We start from the raw sequence: 18819 nt of genomic DNA, 5'->3' as shown, positions 1-18819 counted from the left end.
CGGGCCACCGGGGTGGTACGAGACCTCTCGTACCGCCCCTCTCGCATGCCGTCCCCGCCCCGCGGTGGCCGGAACTGTTCCGATACCCCGCCGATAAGGCCCCTCCCTACCGTCGGATCCGCTGGGGGAGAGGCCGGAATCGGCCCCCGGGGACGAGCTGATATTCCGATGGAGGCGACACTCGTGGTGGACGGGGCGGACGAGATCGGCGGCGGGGCCGGCCGGGAGTACTGGAGCGCTGTCGTACGCGCGGGGGGCTTCACCCCGCTGCCGGGCTGGGCCGCCGCACCGGGCCACCCGGGCACGGCCGAGGCACGGGTGGCGCTCACCGGCGTCGACGGCACCGCGGTCGACGGCACCGCGGTCGACGCGGCCCTGCTGCTCGCCGCGCACGCCAAGGTGGTCGCGGCGCTCACCGGCGACCGCGACACCGTCAGCGGGTTCCAGCCGGCGTCCGGGCCCGCGCTGCCCGCCCGGATCAGCGTCGAGGACGGCAGCTGGGCGGAGCTGACCGCGACCGCCGAGGGCACCCTGCGCACCCTGCTCGCCTTCGCCGCCGACGCCCCCGTCACCGAGCCGCCGATGTTCGACACCCTCGTCGCGCCCCGCGCGGCGGACCTGCCGGACGAACTGCCGCGCGGCGTCGTCCTCGGCGTCGCCGTGGACGGCGAACACCTGCTGGTGCGGCACCGCGCCGACGTGTTCGACACCGCGGCGGCCCACCGCGTCGGCGGCTACTACGTCACCGCCCTCGGCCGCGCCCGCACCGCGCCCGACGCCGGCCACCACGAGCGGCACCTGCTCGGCGACGACGAACTGCGCTTCCAGCGCGACGAGCTGAGCGGGCCGCGGCAGGCGCTGCCCGACCGGCGGTTCCACGAACTGTTCGAGGAGCGGGCCCGGCTGCGGCCCGACGCGGTCGCCGTGGAACTCGGCGAGCGGTCCCTGACGTACGGCGAACTCGACGCCCGCGCCAACCGGATCGCCCGGTGGCTGCGGCGCGAGGGGCTGGGGGACGAGGACGTGGTCGCCGTCGTCACCGAACGCGACCTCGACTGGGCGGCGGCCGTCGTCGGCACCTTCAAGGCGGGCGGCGCCTACCTGCCCGTCGAACCGCACTTCCCGGCCTCCCGCATCGAGGCCATGCTGCGCCGCAGCGGCTGCCGCCTGGTGCTCACCACGGGCGAGGGCTCCGCATCGCTGCGGCAGGCCGTCGCCGGGCTCGGCGACCGCGCCCCCGCCGTGCTCCGCGTGGACCGGATCCCCGACGATCTGCCCGGGCACTCCCCGGGCCTGCCCGTCGCCGCCGACGCGCTCGCCTACATCTACTTCACCTCCGGCTCCACGGGCGAACCCAAGGGCGCCATGTGCGAGCACGCGGGCTTCGTCAACCACCTCCTCGCCAAGATCGAGGACCTGGGCGTCAGCGAGGACACCACCGTCGCCCAGACCGCCCCGCAGTGCTTCGACATCTCCCTGTGGCAGCTGGTGGCCGCGCTCGTCGTCGGCGGGCGCACCCGGATCGTGGAGCAGGAGGCCATCCTCGACATCGGCCGGTTCGTCGACGTCCTGGAGACCGGCCGGGTGCAGGTGGCCCAGCTCGTGCCCTCCTACCTGGAGGTGCTGCTGACCTGGCTGGACGGGCGGGTGGGACGGCTGCCCGAGCTGCGGATCGTCTCCGCCACCGGGGAGGCGCTGAAGAAGGAGCTCGCGCAGCGCTGGTTCCAGACCTTCCCCGGGGTGCCGCTGGTCAACGCCTACGGCCTCACCGAGACCAGCGACGACACCAACCACGAGGTGATGCGGACCCCGCCGGCCGGCGCGTCCGTGCCGCTCGGCCGGCCGGTGCGCAACGTGCGGATCCGGGTCGTGGACGAGCGGCTGGCCCCGGTACCGCTCGGCGCGCCCGGCGAGATCGTCTTCGCGGGCGTCTGCGTGGGCCGCGGCTACGTCAACGACGAGGAGCGCACCGCCGCCGCCTTCCTGCCCGACCCGGACGTCCCGGGCGGCCGGCTGTACCGCTCCGGGGACTTCGGACGCTGGGCGCCCGACGGCCGGCTGGAGTTCCACGGCCGGCGCGACGCCCAGCTGAAGATCCGCGGCTTCCGCATCGAGATCGGCGAGATCGAGAACCACATGACCCGGGCGGACGGCGTCCGCGACGCCGCGGTGGTCGTGACGGGCAGCGGCGAGGACCGCGTCCTGGTGGGCTACTGCACCCGCTCCGGCGACCGGGACCCCGACGGCCTGCGCGAGCGGCTGGCCGCCGCCCTGCCGTCGTACATGGTGCCCGCCCGGCTCGTCGTCCTGGACGCCATGCCGCTCACCCCCAACGGCAAGATCGACAAGAAGCGGCTGACCCGGTGGGCGGGACAGAGCGCCCCCGAACCGGGCGACACCGCCCGGGACGCGCCGCGCACCCCCACCGAGCGGCGGCTCGCCGAACTGTGGAGCCAGGCGCTGAAGGTGCCCGTGCACCGCGTCCGGCGCGACGCCCACTTCTTCGTGCTCGGCGGCACCTCCCTGAGCGCCGTGCGCCTCGCCATCCGGCTCGACCGGCAGGTCACCGTCGCCGAACTGGCCGCCCACCCCGTGCTGTCCGACCTCGCCGCCCTGCTCGACGAGCGCGCCGCGCTGCGTGCGGCGGTCTGACCTTATGCCCCAGAAGGGACCCCGAGATGACGTCCGTCCTTGACCTCACGGCGCCCGTGCCGGGTACCGCGCCCGGCAGGCCGCCGGTCCTCGACGCCGAGGGCGCCGGTGCCGACGCCGCCGGACGGGCGGCGGCCCTGCGTGACCGGGTGCGCGCGGCCGTCGCCGAGCACGGCGCGGTCCGGGTGCGCGGACTCGGCCCGCGCACCCCCGAGGAGGTGGGCGCGGTCGCCGCCGCGCTGGGCATCGAGGCGATGCCCGAGCGGGAGGGCTTCGCGCCGCGCCGACGGCTCGCCCCCGGTGTGCTGTCCTCCTCCGAGTGGCCGCCCGACGAGCCGATGTGCATGCACCACGAGCTGAGCTACGCCGCCGAGGTGCCCGCCACCCTGCTGTTCGCGTGCCTGCGCGCACCGGACGGCGGCGGCGCCACCGGCGTCGCCGACTCGCAGGCGGTGCTGGCGGCCCTGCCGGCGGACCTGGTCGAGCCGTTCGCCCGGGACGGCTGGCAGCTCACCCGCAGCTACCGCGAGGTCGGCGTCGCCTGGACCGAGGCGTTCGGCACCGAGGACCCCGCCGAGGTCGCCGCGTACTGCGACCGGGAGACGGTCGAGGCGACCTGGCTGCCCGACGGCGCGCTGCGCACCCGGCAGCGCAGGGCCGCCGTGATCGAGCATCCCGGCAACGGGCTGCCCGTCTGGTTCAACCAGATCTCCTTCCTCAACGAACGCACCCTCGACCCCATGGTCCGCGACTACCTCACCGACGTGTACGGGCCGGACGCGCTGCCCTTCAACACCGCCTACGGCGACGGGCGGCCGATCCCCGAGGAGGTCGTCGAGACCATCGACCGCGCCTACCGGGCGGCCACCGTGTCCGAGCCCTGGACCAACGGGGACGTCCTCGTCGTCGACAACCTGCGCATGGCCCACAGCCGCGAGCCCTACGACGGCGACCGGCACGTCGCCGTCGTCCTGGGCGACCCGGTCCGCCTGCCGGACCACGTCCGCCCCGACTGACCACCACCCGGGCCGCGCCGGCCCGGGCTCCACCACCCGCCGACGGCGGTCGCCGGACCCGACGGCCCCGCCAACCCGCGGCCCGGCGCCCGTACGGGCTCGGGTGCGTGGTTGAGGGCCGGTCCGGTGGTTGTGCCGGTTCGCCGGTGCCGGTGCCGGTGCCGGTGCCGGTGCCGGTGGCCGGGCCGGGCCGGATCGGGTGCGGGCGCCGGGTCCGGTGGTGGAGACCGGGTTCGGAGGTCGCAGCGGTCCGGCGTCCGGCCTCCGGCTCGACACCCCCGTCGGCCCCGGCCGGCGCCCGGTCCGGTGGCGGACCGGCTCGTCGGCCGGTCCGGTGCCCGTGCCGGCCCGGGCGCGGTCGGTCCTGGCCCCGGGCGTGGTGGGTTCCGGCTCGGCACCCGACCGGTTCGGGCGGGGCCGATCCCGGTCCGGTGCCCGTGCAGGCCCGCCGGCCGGTGGCCGTACCGGCTCGGTGGCCGTACCGACGGCTGCGGCGCCGGTCCCGGTGCCGCGGCCGGCTCCGCGGCCGTGGCCGTAGGGCCGGGCCCTGTCCGGGGCCGCGCCCGGCCGCCGCGTCCTCCCCGCCCCACCCCCCGCCCCACCCCCGTCCCACTCCCGCCTCACCTCTCGTCCCACCCCCGTCACACCACGGAAAGAGCACCCATGTCATCGAACAGCCCGGCGCCGCCACCCGCGTTCGCGGTGATATCCGGCGCCCAGGTCGACGAGGTCATCGGCGGCCGCTACGAGGAGGTCGTCCGCATCGTCGAGGCGGCCTACCGCACCCACGGCGCCGGCGACACCGTCAACCCGCCCTCCTACTTCCTGCGCTTCCCCGACCGGCCGGACTCCCGGATCATCGCGCTGCCCGCCTCCCTGGGCGGCGAGCACCCCGTCGACGGGCTGAAGTGGATCTCCAGCTTCCCCCGCAACGTCGACGCGCAGCTGCCCCGCGCCTCCGCGGTGCTGATCCTCAACGACCCGGCCACCGGCTACCCGACGGCCTGCCTGGAGAGCTCCATCATCAGCGCCGCCCGCACCGCGGCGTCGGCCGCGCTCGCCGCCCGCGAGCTGTCCGCGCATCGCGAGCGCCCGCGCCGTGTCGGCTTCGTCGGCACCGGACTCATCGCCCGGTTCGTCCACGCCTACCTGGTCGGCACGGGCTGGGAGTTCGACGAGACCGGCGTGTACGACCTGGACCGCGCGCACGCCGAGGGCTTCACCGGCTACCTCGACCGCGAGGGCACGCCCGGCGCGATCACCGTCCACGACAGCGCCGAGAAACTGATCCGCTCCAGCGACCTCGTCGTCTTCGCCACCGTCTCCGCCGAGCCGCACGTCACCGACCCCGGCTGGTTCACCCACAACCCGCTGGTGCTGCACGTGTCGCTGCGCGACCTGGCACCCGAGGTGGTGCTGGACGCCTTCAACATCGTCGACGACGTCGACCACTGCCTGAAGGCCGGCACCTCCCTGCACCTGGCCGAACAGCGCACCGGCGGAAGGGACTTCGTGCACGGGACGCTGTACGACGTGCTGACCGGCGCGGTGCGCCCGCCCGCCGACCGGCCGGTGGTCTTCTCGCCGTTCGGACTCGGGGTCCTCGACCTCGCGCTCGGCCGGCACGTCCACGACACCGTGCGGGCGGCCGGCGACCTGGCCGTCGTGGACGGCTTCTTCCACGAAATGCGCCGCCACGGCTGACCGCCCGCGCGCATCCCGTCCCCAGAGCGGGAGGTTCCATGCCGATCATCTCGGCTCCGCAGGAATTCAACGAGGACGACCTCTACGTCGACCTCTGGCCGGTTCTCGGCTCGTCGGTCTACCTCAAGTGCGAGGGGTTCAACTTCAGCGGCTCCATCAAACAGAAGGCCGCCCTGTCCATGATCGAGGCGGCCGAGCGCGGCGGCGTGCTGCGCGAGGACTCCGTGCTCGTCGAGTCGTCGTCCGGCAACCTCGGTGTGGCCCTCAGCGTGATCGCGGCCAGTCGGGGCTACCGCTTCGTGTGCGTCACCGACTCGCGCTGCAACCTCGCCACCCGGCGCGCGATGGAGGCCTTCGGCGCCGAGGTGCGCATCGTCACCGAACCCGACCCCGAGGGCGGCTTCCTCGGGGCGCGCCTGAACCTCGTACGGAGCCTGTGCGAGTCCGACAGCCGCTACGTGTGGCTCAACCAGTACCGCAACCCGGACAACTGGCGCGCCCACTACCGCTGGACCGCTCCGCCGATCGCGGACCGCTTCCCCGGCCTGGACGTGCTCTTCGTCGGCGCCGGCACCACGGGCACCCTCATGGGCTGCGCCCGCTGGTTCAAGGAGCACCGGCCCGGCGTGCGCGTCGTCGCCGTGGACAGCGCCGGCTCGGTCACCTTCGGCGGGCCGCCGGCCACCCGGATGATCCCGGGCCTGGGCGCCGGGGTGCGGCCCGCGCTGCTCGACGAGTCCCTCGTCGACGACGTGGTGATCGTCCCCGAGCCGGAGACGGTCCGCATGTGCCACCGGCTCGCCGCCCGCGGCTTCCTGTTCGGCGGCTCCACCGGCACCGTCGTCGCCGGCGCCACCGAATGGCTCGGCCGCCCCGGCGAGGACCGCTCCGGCCTCGTCACCGCCGCCATCTCCCCGGACCTCGGGGAGCGCTATCTCGACACCGTCTACCAGACCAACTGGGTGCAGGGCCTGTACGGCGACGAGCTCGCCGAACCGCGGCTGCCCGTGTACCGAACCTGAGGGGAGACCCACCGTGACCACCACCAGCAACCCCTTCGACGACACCGAGGGCCGCTTCCACGTCCTCGTCAACGACGAGGGCCAGTACTCCCTGTGGCCGGCCTTCGCCGAGGTGCCGGCCGGCTGGCACGCCGTCCTGGAGGACGCCGGCCTGACGGAGAGCCAGACCTACGTCGAGGAGCACTGGACGGACATGCGTCCGCGCTCGGTCGCCGAAGCGATGACCCATGCCGGCTGACACCCTCACCGACCGGTCCGCCCACCGGCGGCTGATGGAACTGCTCGACGAGCACGATGCCGGCCACCGCCTGCTCCACCACCCGCCCGAGGGGCGCACCGCGCAGGCGTCCGCGCTGCGCGGGCACCCGCTGCGCCAGGCCGCCAAGTGCCTGGTCCTGCGGGTGGCCGGCGGCCCCGGCGGCCGGCACCACGTCCTCGCGGTGGTGCCCGGGGACCGCCGGGTCGACACCGACGCGGTGCGCGCCCTGACCGGCGGCTCCCGCGCCGGCTTCGCCGACCGCGCCAGCGCCGAGCGCCTGACCGGCTGCGTCAGCGGGTCGATCATCCCGTTCACGTTCGACCCGCGGCTGCGGCTCGTCGTCGAACGGGACCTGCTCGACGAGGACGAGATCTACTTCAACGCCGCCCGCCTCGACCGGTCCGTCGCCCTGAGCACCCGGGCCTACCGGCGGATCGCCGCGCCCCTGGTGGCGGCGATCGCCGGCCGCGGCCCCGTCCAGAAAGTGATGACCCCATGACCCTGGCCCTCGACACCGCCACCGTCTCCGCCCCGGGCGCGACCGTCACCGTCGGGAGCGGCGACGCGGAGCGGATCACCGCCCTCGCCCGGCGCATCGCCCCCGTCGCGGACGGCCGGGTGGACGACCGGGCGTACGTGGCCGCCGCCCGCGACGCCTGGTGCGACCTGCCCGCCGGACTGCGCCGCGCCCTGCGCGACTTCCGCCGCGACTCCGGGCCCGCCGGCACCCTGCTGGTGCGCGGGCTGCCCGTCGGCGAGCCGGACCTGCCCCCCACGCCCAGTGCGGGCGGCTCGGTGCAGCGCACCGCCACCGTGCCCGCCGCCGTGCTGCTGATGGTGGCCGCCGGGCTCGGCGACCCGGCAGCCTTCCGGCCGGAGAAGACCGGCGCCCTCGTCCATGACGTCGTCCCGGTCCCCGGCAAGGAGGACTTCCAGGGAAACGCCGGCTCGGTGCTGCTGTCCTTCCACACCGAGAACGCCTTCCACCCGCACCGGCCCGACTTCGTGATGCTGCTGTGCCTGCGCGCCGACCACGAGAGGGTCGCCGGTCTGCGCACCGGCTGCGTGCGCCGGACGCTGCCGCTGCTGTCGGAGCGGAGCCGGGCGGCCCTGTGGAGCGAGGAGTTCGTGACGGCCGCGCCGCCCTCGTTCGGCCACTCGGCGACCGCCGTGCCGCACGCCGTGCTCACCGGCGCCGTCGAGGACCCCGACGTACGGGTGGACTTCGCGGCCACCCGGCCGATGACCGACCGGGCCCGCACCGCCCTGACCGAGCTGGCCGAACTGTTCGACCTGACCGCGCAGACGGTCCGGCTCGCCCCCGGCGACCTGGCCGTCGTGGACAACCGGGTCACCGTGCACGGCCGCACCCCCTTCCGCCCCCGCTACGACGGCCGGGACCGCTGGCTGCAGCGCAGCTTCGTCCTCACCGACCTGCGCCGCTCCCGCGGGCTGAGGGCGCGCGACGGCTACGTACTCGACTGACGACCGCGGCCCACGACCGCACCGAGGAATGAGACGCCCGTGACCACACTTCTCGAACCGACCGTCCCCGTCGCCCAGCCGACCGCGCCGTACGTCGACGTCCACGTGGCGGAGACCCGGTTGCCGCCGCACGAGCCGCTCGCCCTGTACACGGCCCTGGCCGAGCGGTTCGGCACGGAGGACCTCTTCCTCCTGGAAAGCCCCGAGGGCCCGCTCCAGGACCGCGGCCGGGCCGTGGTCGGCCTCGGCAGGCTCGCGGAGATCGAGGTGCACGCCGGCCACGTCCGGGTGCACGGCCGCGAGGCCGTCACCGGCGCCCTGCTCGCCGTCGCGGACCGTCTGGGCCTGCCCCGGCTCGGCCCGGACACCCGCGCCCTCGACGGGCCGGACCGGCTGTGGGAGTTTCTCGGTGCGGCCCAGCGGCTGTTCCGGACGCACACCGACGTGCCCCCGGACGCCTTCGCGTTCGGCTTCGTCACCACCGTCGGCTACGAGGCCGCCTGGCACATGGAGGACCTGCCGGCCCGCGCGCACCGGGACCCCGGCCCGGACTGCACCCTGACCCTGTTCCGCGACACCGTCCACTACGACCTCGCCACCGGCGCCGTACGGCTGCTGCGGGCGCACGCCGACGTGTTCGGGCCGGCGCCCGCCCCCGACCCGGTCGCCGAGGCGCTGCGCGCGCTGCCCGACGACGACGGCGTCCCCGCGGCGCCCGCCCCCCGCTCGGTGCGCGACAGCACCGACGAGGAGACGTTCCGGGCGCGCGCCGAGCGCTGTCTGCGGCACATCGGCGTCGGGGACGTCTACCAGATCCAGATCGGGCACAGCGTGGAGGTCGACACCGACCTCACCCCGCTCCAGGTCTACCGGCGGCTGCGCGCCCGCAACCCCTCCCCGTACATGTACCTGGTGCGGCGGGCCGGGACCACCCTGATCGGCGCCAGCCCCGAGATGCTGGTCGGGGCCGAGGGCGACCGGCTGGTGATGCGGCCCATCGCCGGGACCGTCCCGCGCAGCGGCGACCCGGACACCGACGCCCGGCGGGTGGCCGCGCTGCGGGCCGACGAGAAGGAACGCGCCGAGCACGTCATGCTCGTCGACCTGTGCCGCAACGACATCGGGCGGGTGTGCCTGCCGGAGACCCTGCGCACCGAGCAGCTGATGACCGTGGAGCGCTACTCGCACGTCTTCCACCTGGTGTCCACGGTCTCCGGGCGCCTGGACCCGGCGCACGACACCTGGTCGGTGCTGCGCGCGACGTTCCCCGCGGGCACCGTCACCGGGGCGCCGAAGATCCGCGCCATGGAACTCATCCAGGAGCTGGAGGACGGCTCGCGCGGCATGTACGCGGGCGCGGTCGGCCTGGTCGACGTGCGCGGCTGGAGCCTGCTCGCCCTGTGCATCCGCACGGTCGTGCACGACGGCGCGCGCTACCGCACCCAGAGCTGCGCCGGCATCGTCGCCGACTCCGTGCCCGAGCGGGAGTGGCAGGAGACCCTGCACAAGATGGCCGCCGCCTACTGGGCGCTGACCGGGAAGGAGCTGCGGCCGTGAGGATCCTGTTGGTCGACGCCTACGACAGCTTCACGTACATCATCGACCAGTATCTGCGCGGGCTCGGCGCCGACACCGAGGTGGTGCGCAGCCGCACCCGCTCACCCGGGGAACTCACGGCGTCCGCCCCGGACGCGGTGGTGCTGGGGCCCGGCCCCGGGCACCCCGCGGACAGCGGGCACGTCGAGCTGGTGCACGCCTTCGCGGGCCGCGTCCCGCTGCTCGGCATCTGCCTGGGCCACCAGGCGATCGGCCTCGCCTTCGGCGGCCGGGTGGTGACCGCGCGGCGGGTACGGCACGGCAAGACCAGCGTCGTCACGCACGACGGCACCGGCCTGTACGAGGGGCTGGGCACCCGCACCGAGGTCGCCCGCTACCACTCGCTGGTGGTGGCGGAGCCGCTGCCCGCCGCACTGGAGGTGACCGGCCGGGCCGCCGACGACGGCTGTGTGATGTCCCTGCGCCACCGCGAACTACCGGTGTGGGGCGTGCAGTTCCACCCGGAGAGCGTGGCGACGACCGACGGGGCCCGGCTGCTGGGCAACGTCCTGGCCGCAGCGCGGGCGCAGGCCCCCGCGGGCGTGTGAGGCGCGACGTGGAACCCATGCGCATCGTCATCGTCGACGGCTCGTCCGTGCTGCGGGCGGGACTCGCGCAGACCCTGCGGGACGGCGGTCACGAGGTGGCCGCCGTCCTCGCCGACGCCGCCGCGCTGCCCGCGGCCGCCGCCCGGTGCCGCCCCGACGCGGTGCTGGCGGGGGCGCGGCAGCCCGGCGGCGACGCCGTCGTGGACGCGGTGCTGGCGGCCGGGCGGGAGCTGCCCGGCCTCGCGGCCCTGCTGTACTGCGCCGCGCCCGCGCCCGCCCTGGCGGCCCGCCTGTTCGGGGCGCGCCGCCCCGGGACCGCGCTGCTGCTGCTGGACCAGGCCGTCGAGGCGGAGGTGCTGCTGCCGGCCCTGGAGCGCGTCGCGGCCGGCGGCACGGTGGCCGACCCGGGGGCCGTCGGCGTGCTCGGCGCCGCCTTCGGCCCGCGGGCCTCCGGCACCGGCGAGGCGGAGCGGTCGGACCCGGCCCTCGGTTCGCTCAGCCCGCGCGAGCGGGACGTCCTGCGGCTGATGGCGCTGGGCCGGACCAACAGCGCCATCGCCGACGACCTGTGCGTGTCGCCGGGCACCGTGGAGAAGCGGGTGGCGGCGATCTTCGCCAAGCTGGGCCTGAACGGCGGCGACGGGGAGAACCGCCGTGTCCTCGCCGTCCTGCGCCTGCTCTCCGCCCGGCCCCCCCGCCCGGCCGCTGCCGACCGCCCCGCCACCCGCGCGGTTCCCGGCCCGCCCACCCGCCACGGCCCCGCTCTCGTACCGCCGGCCACCGGCCGGCACCGCTCCCCGGATCCGGGTGGCGTGACACGGGCCGCCCGCCCGGCCGCCGCGCGGTGGCCGGGCGGGTACGGCCGTGCCCCCGGCGGGATCCCTCCGCCGGGGGCACGGCCGTGACGTACGCGGGGTGTCAGCCGGCGGCGAACCGGCGTACGGCGACGCGCTGCCACTCGGTGACGCGCACGACCACCCACGGCAGGACGAAGAACGCCACGACACCGGAGAAGAAGTGCAGCGCGACCGCGCCGACCGGGCTCGGCCCGCCCCACGCGTCCGTCGGGTAGGGCTCCCAGCCCCAGATCGGATACGTCAGGTTGCGTGCGCAGACGATGACCCAGCCGACGGTCGCCGCGAACGACAGTGTGGTCAGGACCATGTTGACGAAGAAGAAGCGGACGCCGCCCGACAGCCGGCCGGCGCGCCTCGGGGCCAGCCGTTCGCCGAAGAAGACGCGCAGCCGCATGCGTTCGAAGGCCGGCCCGGCCACCGCGGCGACCAGCAGCCCCAGCAGCAGCGCCAGCGGTCCGACCGCCTGGTGTCCGCTGTCCTGCGAGGACTTCATCACGGGCTGTAACACCAGGATCAGGCCGGCGACGAGCGGGACGAACAGCGCGTACAGCAGATGCCGCCACGTGTCGCGGCGGAACGGCACGGCCAGCAGGGACCGCAGACCGGGACGGGTCACGGTTCGGGTGTGGGTGGTTGGGGTCACGGTGGGTTTCTTTCCTCTCCTCGGGGCGGTGGGAAACGGGGCGGTCGGAACCTGGGGCGGTCGGAAGAGGGGGAGGTCGGGAACGGGGAACGGCGAGAGCGGGGCCGGTCGTCGGACCGGCCCCGCCGACCGCGGGTCAGGCGGCGCTCGACGCGGCGTGCTCGCCGGCGGCCTCGGAGCGGGCCAGCGAGAGCAGTTGCAGCGCGATGCTGGTGCCGGTGCGGCCCAGCGCCTCGTGGTAGTGGCTCAGCACCTCGTTCTCCAGGGCCAGCTGGTACTCGCGCAGCCCCGCCATGCGGCGCAGGGTCCTCAACTGCCAGACGGTGTCCTGGCGCTGTCGGATCAGATCGATGATGTCCTGGTCTATGGCGTGCAGTTGCTGCTTGCGCTCGGTGATCCGGGCGGAATCGATCGGAGACATGGTCAGACCTCCACGGGGGTGCCGCCGGCGGCACGTTCGGACGTCGGCCGGTACGCGGACGACGAGGGGAGCGGAGAGGACGGGGCGGGGACGGCTACGGGGAGCGGGGGGAGCGAAGACGACGGGTCGGGGACGGCCGCGGGGAGAGGGGAGGGCGGCGGGAGCGGGGTCAGGGCCGCGACCAAGGGCTTCGGGAGGTCCCGAGAGGTCGGGGACGGCGAGGTCGGCGAGGACAGTGGGGACGGCGAGGAGGGCGGGGACGGTGCGGGCGATCGCATCGCCACGCCGGTCAGCCGCAGCAGCGGCCCGGTCATCGCGGTCGTCGCCAGGGCCATCACCACCAGCACGGTCAGCCCGGCGTCGCTGATCAGCCCGGCCTGCCGGCCGATGCCCGCGACGACCAGCTCGGTGACGCCCCGGCAGTTCATCAGGGCACCGAACCGCAGCGCCTCCGTGCGGTCCATGCCGATCAGCCGGACCGCGCCGCCCGCCCCGGCCAACTTGCCGGCCGCCGCGGCCACGACGACGCCGAGCAGCACCAGCCAGGGCCGGCCACCGGTGCCCAGCGTGCCGAGGGAGACGGTGAGGCCGACGCCGGCGAAGAACAGCGGCAGCAGCACCGCCTGCGTGAAACCCTGCAACTGCTGGTGCAGCCGCGCCACGAGGACCGAGCCGCGCGGCACCGCCGTACCGAACAGGAACGCGCCGATGACCGGGTGCAGCCCGATCACGTCGGTCAGGCCGCCGTAGCCGAACGCCCCCGCCAGCAGCACCGGCATGACCAGCCGCTCGCCGCGGCCACCGGCCTCGACGCGCCGCAGGAGCGCCGCCAGCGCCGGACGCACCAGCAGGTACGTCACCGCCACCAGCAGGGCGACCAGCGTCAGCGTCAGCCCGACCGGGCCGGTACCTTCGGCGCCGCCGACCGCGAGGACCGCGGTGAGCAGCAGCCAGGCGATGCCGTCGCCGACCGCCGCCGACAGCAGGGCGAACGCCCCGGTGCGGGTGGTGTCCAGACCCATGTCGACCAGCACCCGGGCCAGCACGGGCAGGGCGGTGACGGACAGGGCGAGACCGAAGAACAACGGGTAGGCGGTGTCCGTGGCGTGCTCGCCGCGCAGCGTGCCGGGCGCCGCCCAGGCGAGACCGGCACCCAGCAGGAACGGCAGCCCCATGCCGCCGGCGGCGACCGCTGTGACGGCGGTGCCGCCCGCCCGGCCGCCGTCCAGGCGCAGTTCGCAGCCGAGCAGGAACACGAAGGTGACCAGGCCCAGCTGGGCCGTGGTCGTCAGGGCGGAGGTGACCTCCTCGGGGAGCAGCCAGGCGTGGGCCCGCGGCCACAGCCCGCCGAGCGCGGAGGGGCCGAGGACCAGACCGCCGAGGATCTCCCCGATCACCGGGGGGTGCCCGAGCCGGCCCACGAGGCCGCCGAGCAGATGGCTGAGCAGGACGACGAGGGCGGCGGCGAGCAGGAAGCGGGCGAGCGGATCGGCGTGCAGGCCGCTCACGACGCCACCCCCTCGGGAGCCGGCAGCGGCCCCGGAACCGTGCCGCCCGGCCAGGCGGCGAACCCCCGCGCCCCGTAGAGCAGGGGGACCCCCGACTCCTGGGCGACACCGGTCACTTCACCGATGACCACAGTATGATCGGCGATTTCCGAAAGACCCGAAACCGTGCACTCCGCCAGCGCGAACGCGTCCTCGACGAGCCACGGCAGCCCGGCACCGGGCGAGGCCCGCCAGGCGACCTGCCCGAACCGGTTGTCGGCGGGCCGAGCGAACACCTGCGCCGCCCGCTGCCCGCCGTGGTGCAGCAGGTTCACCGCGAAGGAGCCGTGCGCCCGCAGCGCCCGCAGCGTCTCGCCGCGGGTGGTCAGGCACACCGACAGGGTCGGCGGCTCGGCGGCCACGCTGGACAGGGACGAGCAGGTCAGGCCGCGCGGCCGGCCGTCGTCGCCGTACGTCGTCACGACGGCGACCCCGGTCGGGAACGCGCTCATCAGGGTGCGGAACGCGGTGGCGGACGCGGGGGGCCCGGACCGCGGGGAGGGGCGCGGCGCCGGGTGCCCGCGGAGCTCGGCCGGCCGTCGCGAGGGCGGCAATACGCTGGTCATGGATGCGTCCTTCGGAAGGTCTCGGAAGGTCGGAACAGCTCGGAGAGCCGTGGCGGATCCCGGACGGGAGGGGTCGGGCGGGTGAGGTCTCCGGCGGTCGGGGAACCGGTCTTCGAGGTGTGCTCCGGGCGGCGGGCAGCCGGGCCGCCCCGGGCCCGTCGGGGGGAGGGGGCACGGGCACGGGGCGGGGCCTGAGGGCGGTCTCGGCGGACCGCTCGGCGGTGGCGTGACCGCTCGGCGGTGGCGTGCGGCCGGGGGCGTCAGCCGTGGAGGACGGACAGGTACTCGTGGCAGCCGGGCAGTGCACGCACCAGCTGCTCGGCGTCGGCGCGCACCTTGGCCAGTTCCGCGCGGGCCGCCGCGGGATCGATGTGGGCGAGCGAGGGCCGGGGAGCGGCCGGCTCGTGGCCGAGGCCGAGCAGCATCGTGATCCACGAGTACTGCTCGAAGCCGTGGTAGTGCGGGTAGACGGCGCGCTCGTCGAGCAGGTGCGAGGACGCCAGCGCCAGCTTCTCGGCGAGCCCGTCCGGCAGCGGCCGGATCTTCGCCTCCTTCCAGTACGGGGTGTCGTCGCGCCCGGCGGCCGCGTAGTGCAGCACCAGGAACTCCTTGACACCGTCGAGCACCTGCGCGACCCGGTTGTTGTAGTCGTCGGCGAGGCTCGGGTCCCAGCGCTCGTCCGGGAAGTGCTTGACCAGCTGCTCTATGCCGTGCTGGATGAAGAAGATCCCGGTCGACTCCAGCGGCTCCACGAACGCGCTCGACAGCCCGATGGCCACGCAGTTGTTCACCCACGAGCGCTGGTTGCGGCCGATGCGCATCCGGATGTGGTTGGCCTCCAGGTCGTCCTGCCCGGGCGCCGCGAACTGGCGCAGCGTGCGCTCGGCCTCCTCCGGGCTGCAGAACTCGTCGGAGTAGACGTAGCCGGTGCCGGTCCGGCCGAACAGCGGGATCGTCCAGATCCAGCCGGCGTCCATGGCGGTCGCCGTGGTGTACGGCCGCATGCCGCGCTCGGCCTGGTCCGGCGCGGGGACGCGCAGGGCGACCGCCCGGTTGTTGGGGAGCACGTCCTCGAAGGAGAGGAACTCCTCCTCCAGGGTCTGGTTGATGAGCAGGCCGCGGAAGCCGGTGCAGTCGATGAACAGGTCGCCGGCGAGCGCGCCGCTGTTCTTGGTCTGCACCTCGGTGAGCCAGCCGCGCTCGTCCGTGCGGACCTCCACCACGTCGTCCACGACGTGGCGCACGCCGCGGTCGGTGCCGTACTTGGTGAGGAACCGGGCGAGCAGCCCCGCGTCGAAGTGGTACGCGTACGGGAACTGCGCGCGCTGCTCGTCGAGGGTGGAGCGGCCCAGCGAACCGTCGAGGCCCTGGGCGAACAGCGAGCCGTCCATCATGCGCGGCGAGCGCTGCGCCTCGCACAGCGCCGGGGTGACGAAGCAGGCCTGGTCGAAGGGGAGGCTGCGGTCGCCCTCCTTCAGCCACCAGTCGGCGAGGGTGAACCCGTCCGACATCCGCAGCCGCTCGAACGGGTGGTAGAAGTGGTCGCCCACGTTCCGCCAGTTCTCGAACCGGATGGCCAGCTTGTAGGAGCCGGCGCAGTGCGGCATCCAATCCCGCTCTTCGAGGCCCAGATAGTCGAAGAAATGCCGGACCGTGCTGAAAGTGGCCTCGCCGACGCCGATCGTCGACACACGGTCGGATTCGACCAGGGTGACATCGATCCGGTCACCGAACGCCGCCTTGAGATACGTGGCGCTCATCCAACCGGAGGTCCCGCCCCCCACAATGACGACTGACTTGATCACGCTGCATCTCCTGTTCGGGGTGTTGGTGCCCGTAACCGTGCAGCGAAGCTATCGAGGGCGGATTTCCTTTCGTTATCGCATTCTTTCGGCCAGCACCTCGGCCCCCGAACGGATACGCGGGGCGATCGCGGCCGCGTCCAGCACGGCCAGGGCGCCCAGGCAGCCGTCCACCCGCGGCAGGTCGGCCAGGGCGATCCGGGGCCGCGGCCGGGGCCGGTCGTCACGCCAGGCCGTCACGGCCGGCGGCCGGGCGGCCGGGGTCACGGTGAAGGAGTCCATCGGGGTGTTCAGGCCCTCGCCGGTCGCCTTGAGGACGGCCTCCTTGCGGGTCCACAGCGCCAGACAGGCGGCGCCCTGACGTTCCGCAGGCAGGGCCGCCACACCGGCGCGTTCGGCGGGGGTGAGGATCAGCTCGTACTCCATGGGGATGCCGGGTTCGTCGGAGGCCACGAGGCGTTCCACGTCGACGCCGACCGGGTGGCCCCGGGTCACCGCCACCGCGACCAGGTCACCGGAGTGCGAGATCGACAGCTCCCAGCCGGCCGCCGCCCCCACCGGGCGGGGCTTGCCGTGGGGGCCTCCGCAGCCGGGGCAGCGGGTCCGCAGGGCGACCTCGCTCGCCGGGATCCCGGCGAGCGAGCCCAGCGCGGCCCGGGCGAGCACCCGGCCGGTGACGAACAGGGCGAAGTCCTGTTCGACCAGGAACTCCGCGGCACGCCCGCGCTCCTCTGCGTCGAGCAGCCCGAAATGCTGCTCGGGGCCGGGCAGGCGGCGCGACAGCCAGACATGGCAGGTGACCGTGCGCGCGCCGGACACGGGCGGCGCGGCCCCGTTGCTGGTCAAGGAAATCATCGGCGTCCCCGTCCGCGTGCTCCGCTCTCGGCCGTGGCGGAAAACGCCACAGCGGCGATTCTTTCATTTTCCCCAGCCCGGCCGGAAGTCGGAAGAACCTCCGGAGTCATGGAGGAAAACCCCCCTGGACAGAGCTTTATCACCTGTGCTCTACGGGCCGAAGGGGCGACGATAACGAGCCGAAGTCGCGGCTTCCTAGTGTCCTTTCCGCAGCGGGCGCCGCGGTCGCACAGGGCGGCGGCACCCCAGGACAGTTGAATTTTCCACAAGGGGGATACGGAATCGTGAAGTCCATGCGTGGTAAGGGCAGCAGGACCGTACGTGTGATCGCCGGCGGCGTGCTCGCTCTGGCCGTTCTGCAGGCCGGGGGCGCAGGGGTCGCCCTGGCCGGGGACGCGTCCGCGACCGCCACCGTCGCCCTGCCGGAGAAGGCCCCGGGCAACGAGGACTGGGGCTTCGCGCCCGCCGTGGTGGCCAATGAGGACCGGGGTGTCGCGCCCGCCGTAGTGGCCAACGAGGACTGGGGCGTCGCGCCTGCTGTGGTGGCCAACGAGGACTGGGGCGTCGCCGCCCCTGCCGCTCCCGGGAACGAGGACTGGGGCAGCACCGGCCCGGTCACCCCCGAGAACGAGGACTGGGGCTGACGATGACCACACCACCGAGTGCGGCCCGGCCCGACGGGCCTCCCGCGCCCCCCGTGCCCCCCGCGCCTCCCGGTCCCGAGGCCGGCCGGACCTGGGCCGGTCTGCTCGACGCCGTGCTGCGCGGCCGGGACCTGACCGCCGACGAGACGGCGTGGCTGATGGACTCCCTGCTGGGCGGCCGGTCGACCCCCGCCCAGCTCGCCGGACTGCTGGTCGCCCTGCGCGCCAAGGGCGAGACGGTCGGCGAACTGGCCGGGCTCGCCGACGGCATGCTGGCGCACGCGGTCCCGCTCACCGTGCCCGGCGACTGCGTCGACATCGTCGGCACCGGCGGCGACGGCGCCTGCACGGTCAACATCTCCACGATGGCCGCGATCGTCGCCGCCGGCGCCGGCGCCCGGGTGGTCAAGCACGGCAACCGGGCGGCCAGTTCCCGCTCCGGCTCCGCCGACGTCCTGGAGGAGCTGGGGGTGACGCTGCGCCAGTCTCCCGAGCGACTCGCGCGGCTGGCCCGCTCCGTGGGGATCGCCTTCTGCTTCGCCCCGGACTTCCACCCGGCGATGCGGCACGCCGCCGGTGTCCGCCGGGAACTGGGCATCCCCACCGTGTTCAACGCCCTCGGCCCGCTCACCAACCCCGGACGCCCCCGGGCGCTGGCCGTCGGCGTGGCGGACGCCCGGCTGGCGCCGCTCGTCGCGGGCGTCCTGGCCCGGCGCGGCACCACCGCGCTGGTCTTCCGCGGCGACGACGGACTGGACGAGCTCACCGTGACGACCACCTCACGGGTGTGGACCGTCGCCGGCGCGCAGGTGCGCGAGGAGCGGTTCAGCCCGGAGGACGTCGGTGTTCCGCTCGCACCCCCCGGGGCGCTGCGCGGCGGGGACGCGGCCCACAACGCCGAGGTGGCCCGGCGGGTGCTCGCGGGGGAGCGCGGCCCCGTCCGCGACGCCGTACTGCTGTCCGCAGCGGCGGCACTGGCGGTGGCGGCCCCCTCCGGTGCCCCCCTCGACGCCCCGCTGGCCGACCGGCTCCGGCCGGCCCTCGCCCGAGCCGCGGCGGCCGTCGACTCCGGCGCCGCCGCCAGGGTGTTGCGACGGTGGACGGCAGCCGGCCGTCACCTGCGGCCGGAGGAACACCGCGCGGCGGCGTGAGACCCGGGGGGGGGGGGGGGGGGGGGGGGGGGGGGGGGGGGGGGGGGGGGA

At 75.0% G+C, this 18819-nt stretch carries 18 protein-coding genes; 12 read left to right on the top strand and 6 right to left on the bottom strand.

All coding sequences use genetic code 11. The features are described from left to right. Positions 1-168: 168 nt before the first annotated feature. The 10 genes from AC3ET3_RS23920 (at position 169) to AC3ET3_RS23875 (ending at position 11187) form a co-directional block, all read left to right on the top strand. Positions 169-2652 (top strand): non-ribosomal peptide synthetase, encoded by a 2484-nt coding sequence (locus tag AC3ET3_RS23920; protein WP_435612846.1) that lies wholly within the window; start codon positions 169-171, stop codon positions 2650-2652. Between the two features lie 26 nt (positions 2653-2678). Then, the gene (locus AC3ET3_RS23915; protein WP_435612845.1) at positions 2679-3668 is read left to right on the top strand and encodes a TauD/TfdA family dioxygenase; all 990 of its coding nucleotides are present in this window, start codon (positions 2679-2681) and stop codon (positions 3666-3668) included. Positions 3669-4331: 663 nt separating this feature from the next. Continuing rightward, a complete protein-coding gene (gene sbnB, locus AC3ET3_RS23910; RefSeq protein ID WP_435612844.1) occupies positions 4332-5372 on the top strand; it encodes a 2,3-diaminopropionate biosynthesis protein SbnB in 1041 nt (346 codons plus the stop codon). 38 nt (positions 5373-5410) lie between these two features. After that, positions 5411-6394, top strand: coding sequence for a 2,3-diaminopropionate biosynthesis protein SbnA (sbnA, locus tag AC3ET3_RS23905; protein ID WP_432139876.1), 984 nt, complete (start codon positions 5411-5413; stop codon positions 6392-6394). A gap of 13 nt (positions 6395-6407) precedes the next feature. Then, positions 6408-6632 carry an MbtH family protein gene (locus AC3ET3_RS23900; protein ID WP_432156966.1) on the top strand — a complete coding sequence of 75 codons (225 nt, stop codon included), beginning with the start codon at positions 6408-6410 and terminating at the stop codon, positions 6630-6632. Next, complete coding sequence (locus AC3ET3_RS23895; protein ID WP_432156965.1) at positions 6622-7152, top strand: YbaK/EbsC family protein; 531 nt, start codon at positions 6622-6624, stop codon at positions 7150-7152. The genes AC3ET3_RS23900 and AC3ET3_RS23895 overlap by 11 nt, the downstream gene beginning before the upstream one ends. After that, positions 7149-8138, top strand: a complete 990-nt coding sequence (locus AC3ET3_RS23890) for a TauD/TfdA family dioxygenase (RefSeq protein WP_435612843.1) — start codon at positions 7149-7151, stop codon at positions 8136-8138. Before AC3ET3_RS23895 ends, AC3ET3_RS23890 begins: the two co-directional genes overlap by 4 nt. 39 nt (positions 8139-8177) lie before the next feature. Next, positions 8178-9695 (top strand): anthranilate synthase component I family protein, encoded by a 1518-nt coding sequence (locus tag AC3ET3_RS23885; RefSeq protein WP_435612842.1) that lies wholly within the window; start codon positions 8178-8180, stop codon positions 9693-9695. Then, positions 9692-10282 carry an anthranilate synthase component II gene (locus AC3ET3_RS23880; protein WP_432139881.1) on the top strand — a complete coding sequence of 197 codons (591 nt, stop codon included), beginning with the start codon at positions 9692-9694 and terminating at the stop codon, positions 10280-10282. The genes AC3ET3_RS23885 and AC3ET3_RS23880 overlap by 4 nt, the downstream gene beginning before the upstream one ends. 17 nt (positions 10283-10299) lie before the next feature. Next, entirely contained in the window at positions 10300-11187 is an 888-nt protein-coding gene (locus AC3ET3_RS23875) for a response regulator transcription factor (protein WP_435612841.1), read from the top strand. Positions 11188-11200: 13 nt separating this feature from the next. Here the strand turns inward: AC3ET3_RS23875 and AC3ET3_RS23870 are convergent, their stop codons facing one another. The 6 genes from AC3ET3_RS23870 to AC3ET3_RS23845 form a co-directional block, all read right to left on the bottom strand. Continuing rightward, positions 11201-11782 carry a hypothetical protein gene (locus AC3ET3_RS23870; RefSeq protein ID WP_432139883.1) on the bottom strand — a complete coding sequence of 194 codons (582 nt, stop codon included), beginning with the start codon at positions 11780-11782 and terminating at the stop codon, positions 11201-11203. A gap of 136 nt (positions 11783-11918) precedes the next feature. Beyond that, entirely contained in the window at positions 11919-12203 is a 285-nt protein-coding gene (locus tag AC3ET3_RS23865; RefSeq protein ID WP_432139884.1) for a chorismate mutase family protein, read from the bottom strand. Positions 12204-12205: 2 nt separating this feature from the next. Then, on the bottom strand, positions 12206-13711 hold the full coding sequence (locus AC3ET3_RS23860; protein WP_435612840.1) for a cation:proton antiporter domain-containing protein: 1506 nt from the start codon (positions 13709-13711) through the stop codon (positions 12206-12208). Then, entirely contained in the window at positions 13708-14316 is a 609-nt protein-coding gene (locus AC3ET3_RS23855; protein ID WP_435612839.1) for a flavin reductase family protein, read from the bottom strand. The genes AC3ET3_RS23860 and AC3ET3_RS23855 overlap by 4 nt, the downstream gene beginning before the upstream one ends. Before the next feature lie 260 nt (positions 14317-14576). Beyond that, positions 14577-16121, bottom strand: a complete 1545-nt coding sequence (locus tag AC3ET3_RS23850) for a tryptophan halogenase family protein (RefSeq protein ID WP_432139887.1) — start codon at positions 16119-16121, stop codon at positions 14577-14579. Positions 16122-16193: 72 nt separating this feature from the next. After that, complete coding sequence (locus AC3ET3_RS23845; RefSeq protein WP_435612838.1) at positions 16194-16964, bottom strand: 4'-phosphopantetheinyl transferase family protein; 771 nt, start codon at positions 16962-16964, stop codon at positions 16194-16196. Between the two features lie 302 nt (positions 16965-17266). On the opposite strand from AC3ET3_RS23845, the gene AC3ET3_RS23840 reads away from it, so the two are divergent. Both AC3ET3_RS23840 and trpD read left to right on the top strand, forming a co-directional pair. Then, on the top strand, positions 17267-17617 hold the full coding sequence (locus AC3ET3_RS23840) for a hypothetical protein (RefSeq protein WP_435612837.1): 351 nt from the start codon (positions 17267-17269) through the stop codon (positions 17615-17617). 2 nt (positions 17618-17619) lie between these two features. After that, positions 17620-18768: an anthranilate phosphoribosyltransferase gene (gene trpD / locus AC3ET3_RS23835; RefSeq protein ID WP_432156958.1), complete on the top strand. Its 1149-nt coding sequence runs from the start codon at positions 17620-17622 to the stop codon at positions 18766-18768. Positions 18769-18819 lie beyond the last annotated feature (51 nt).

The sequence above is a fragment of the Streptomyces sp. bgisy159 genome (assembly GCF_057707805.1).
This window is presented reverse-complemented; position numbering and strand designations above follow the sequence as displayed.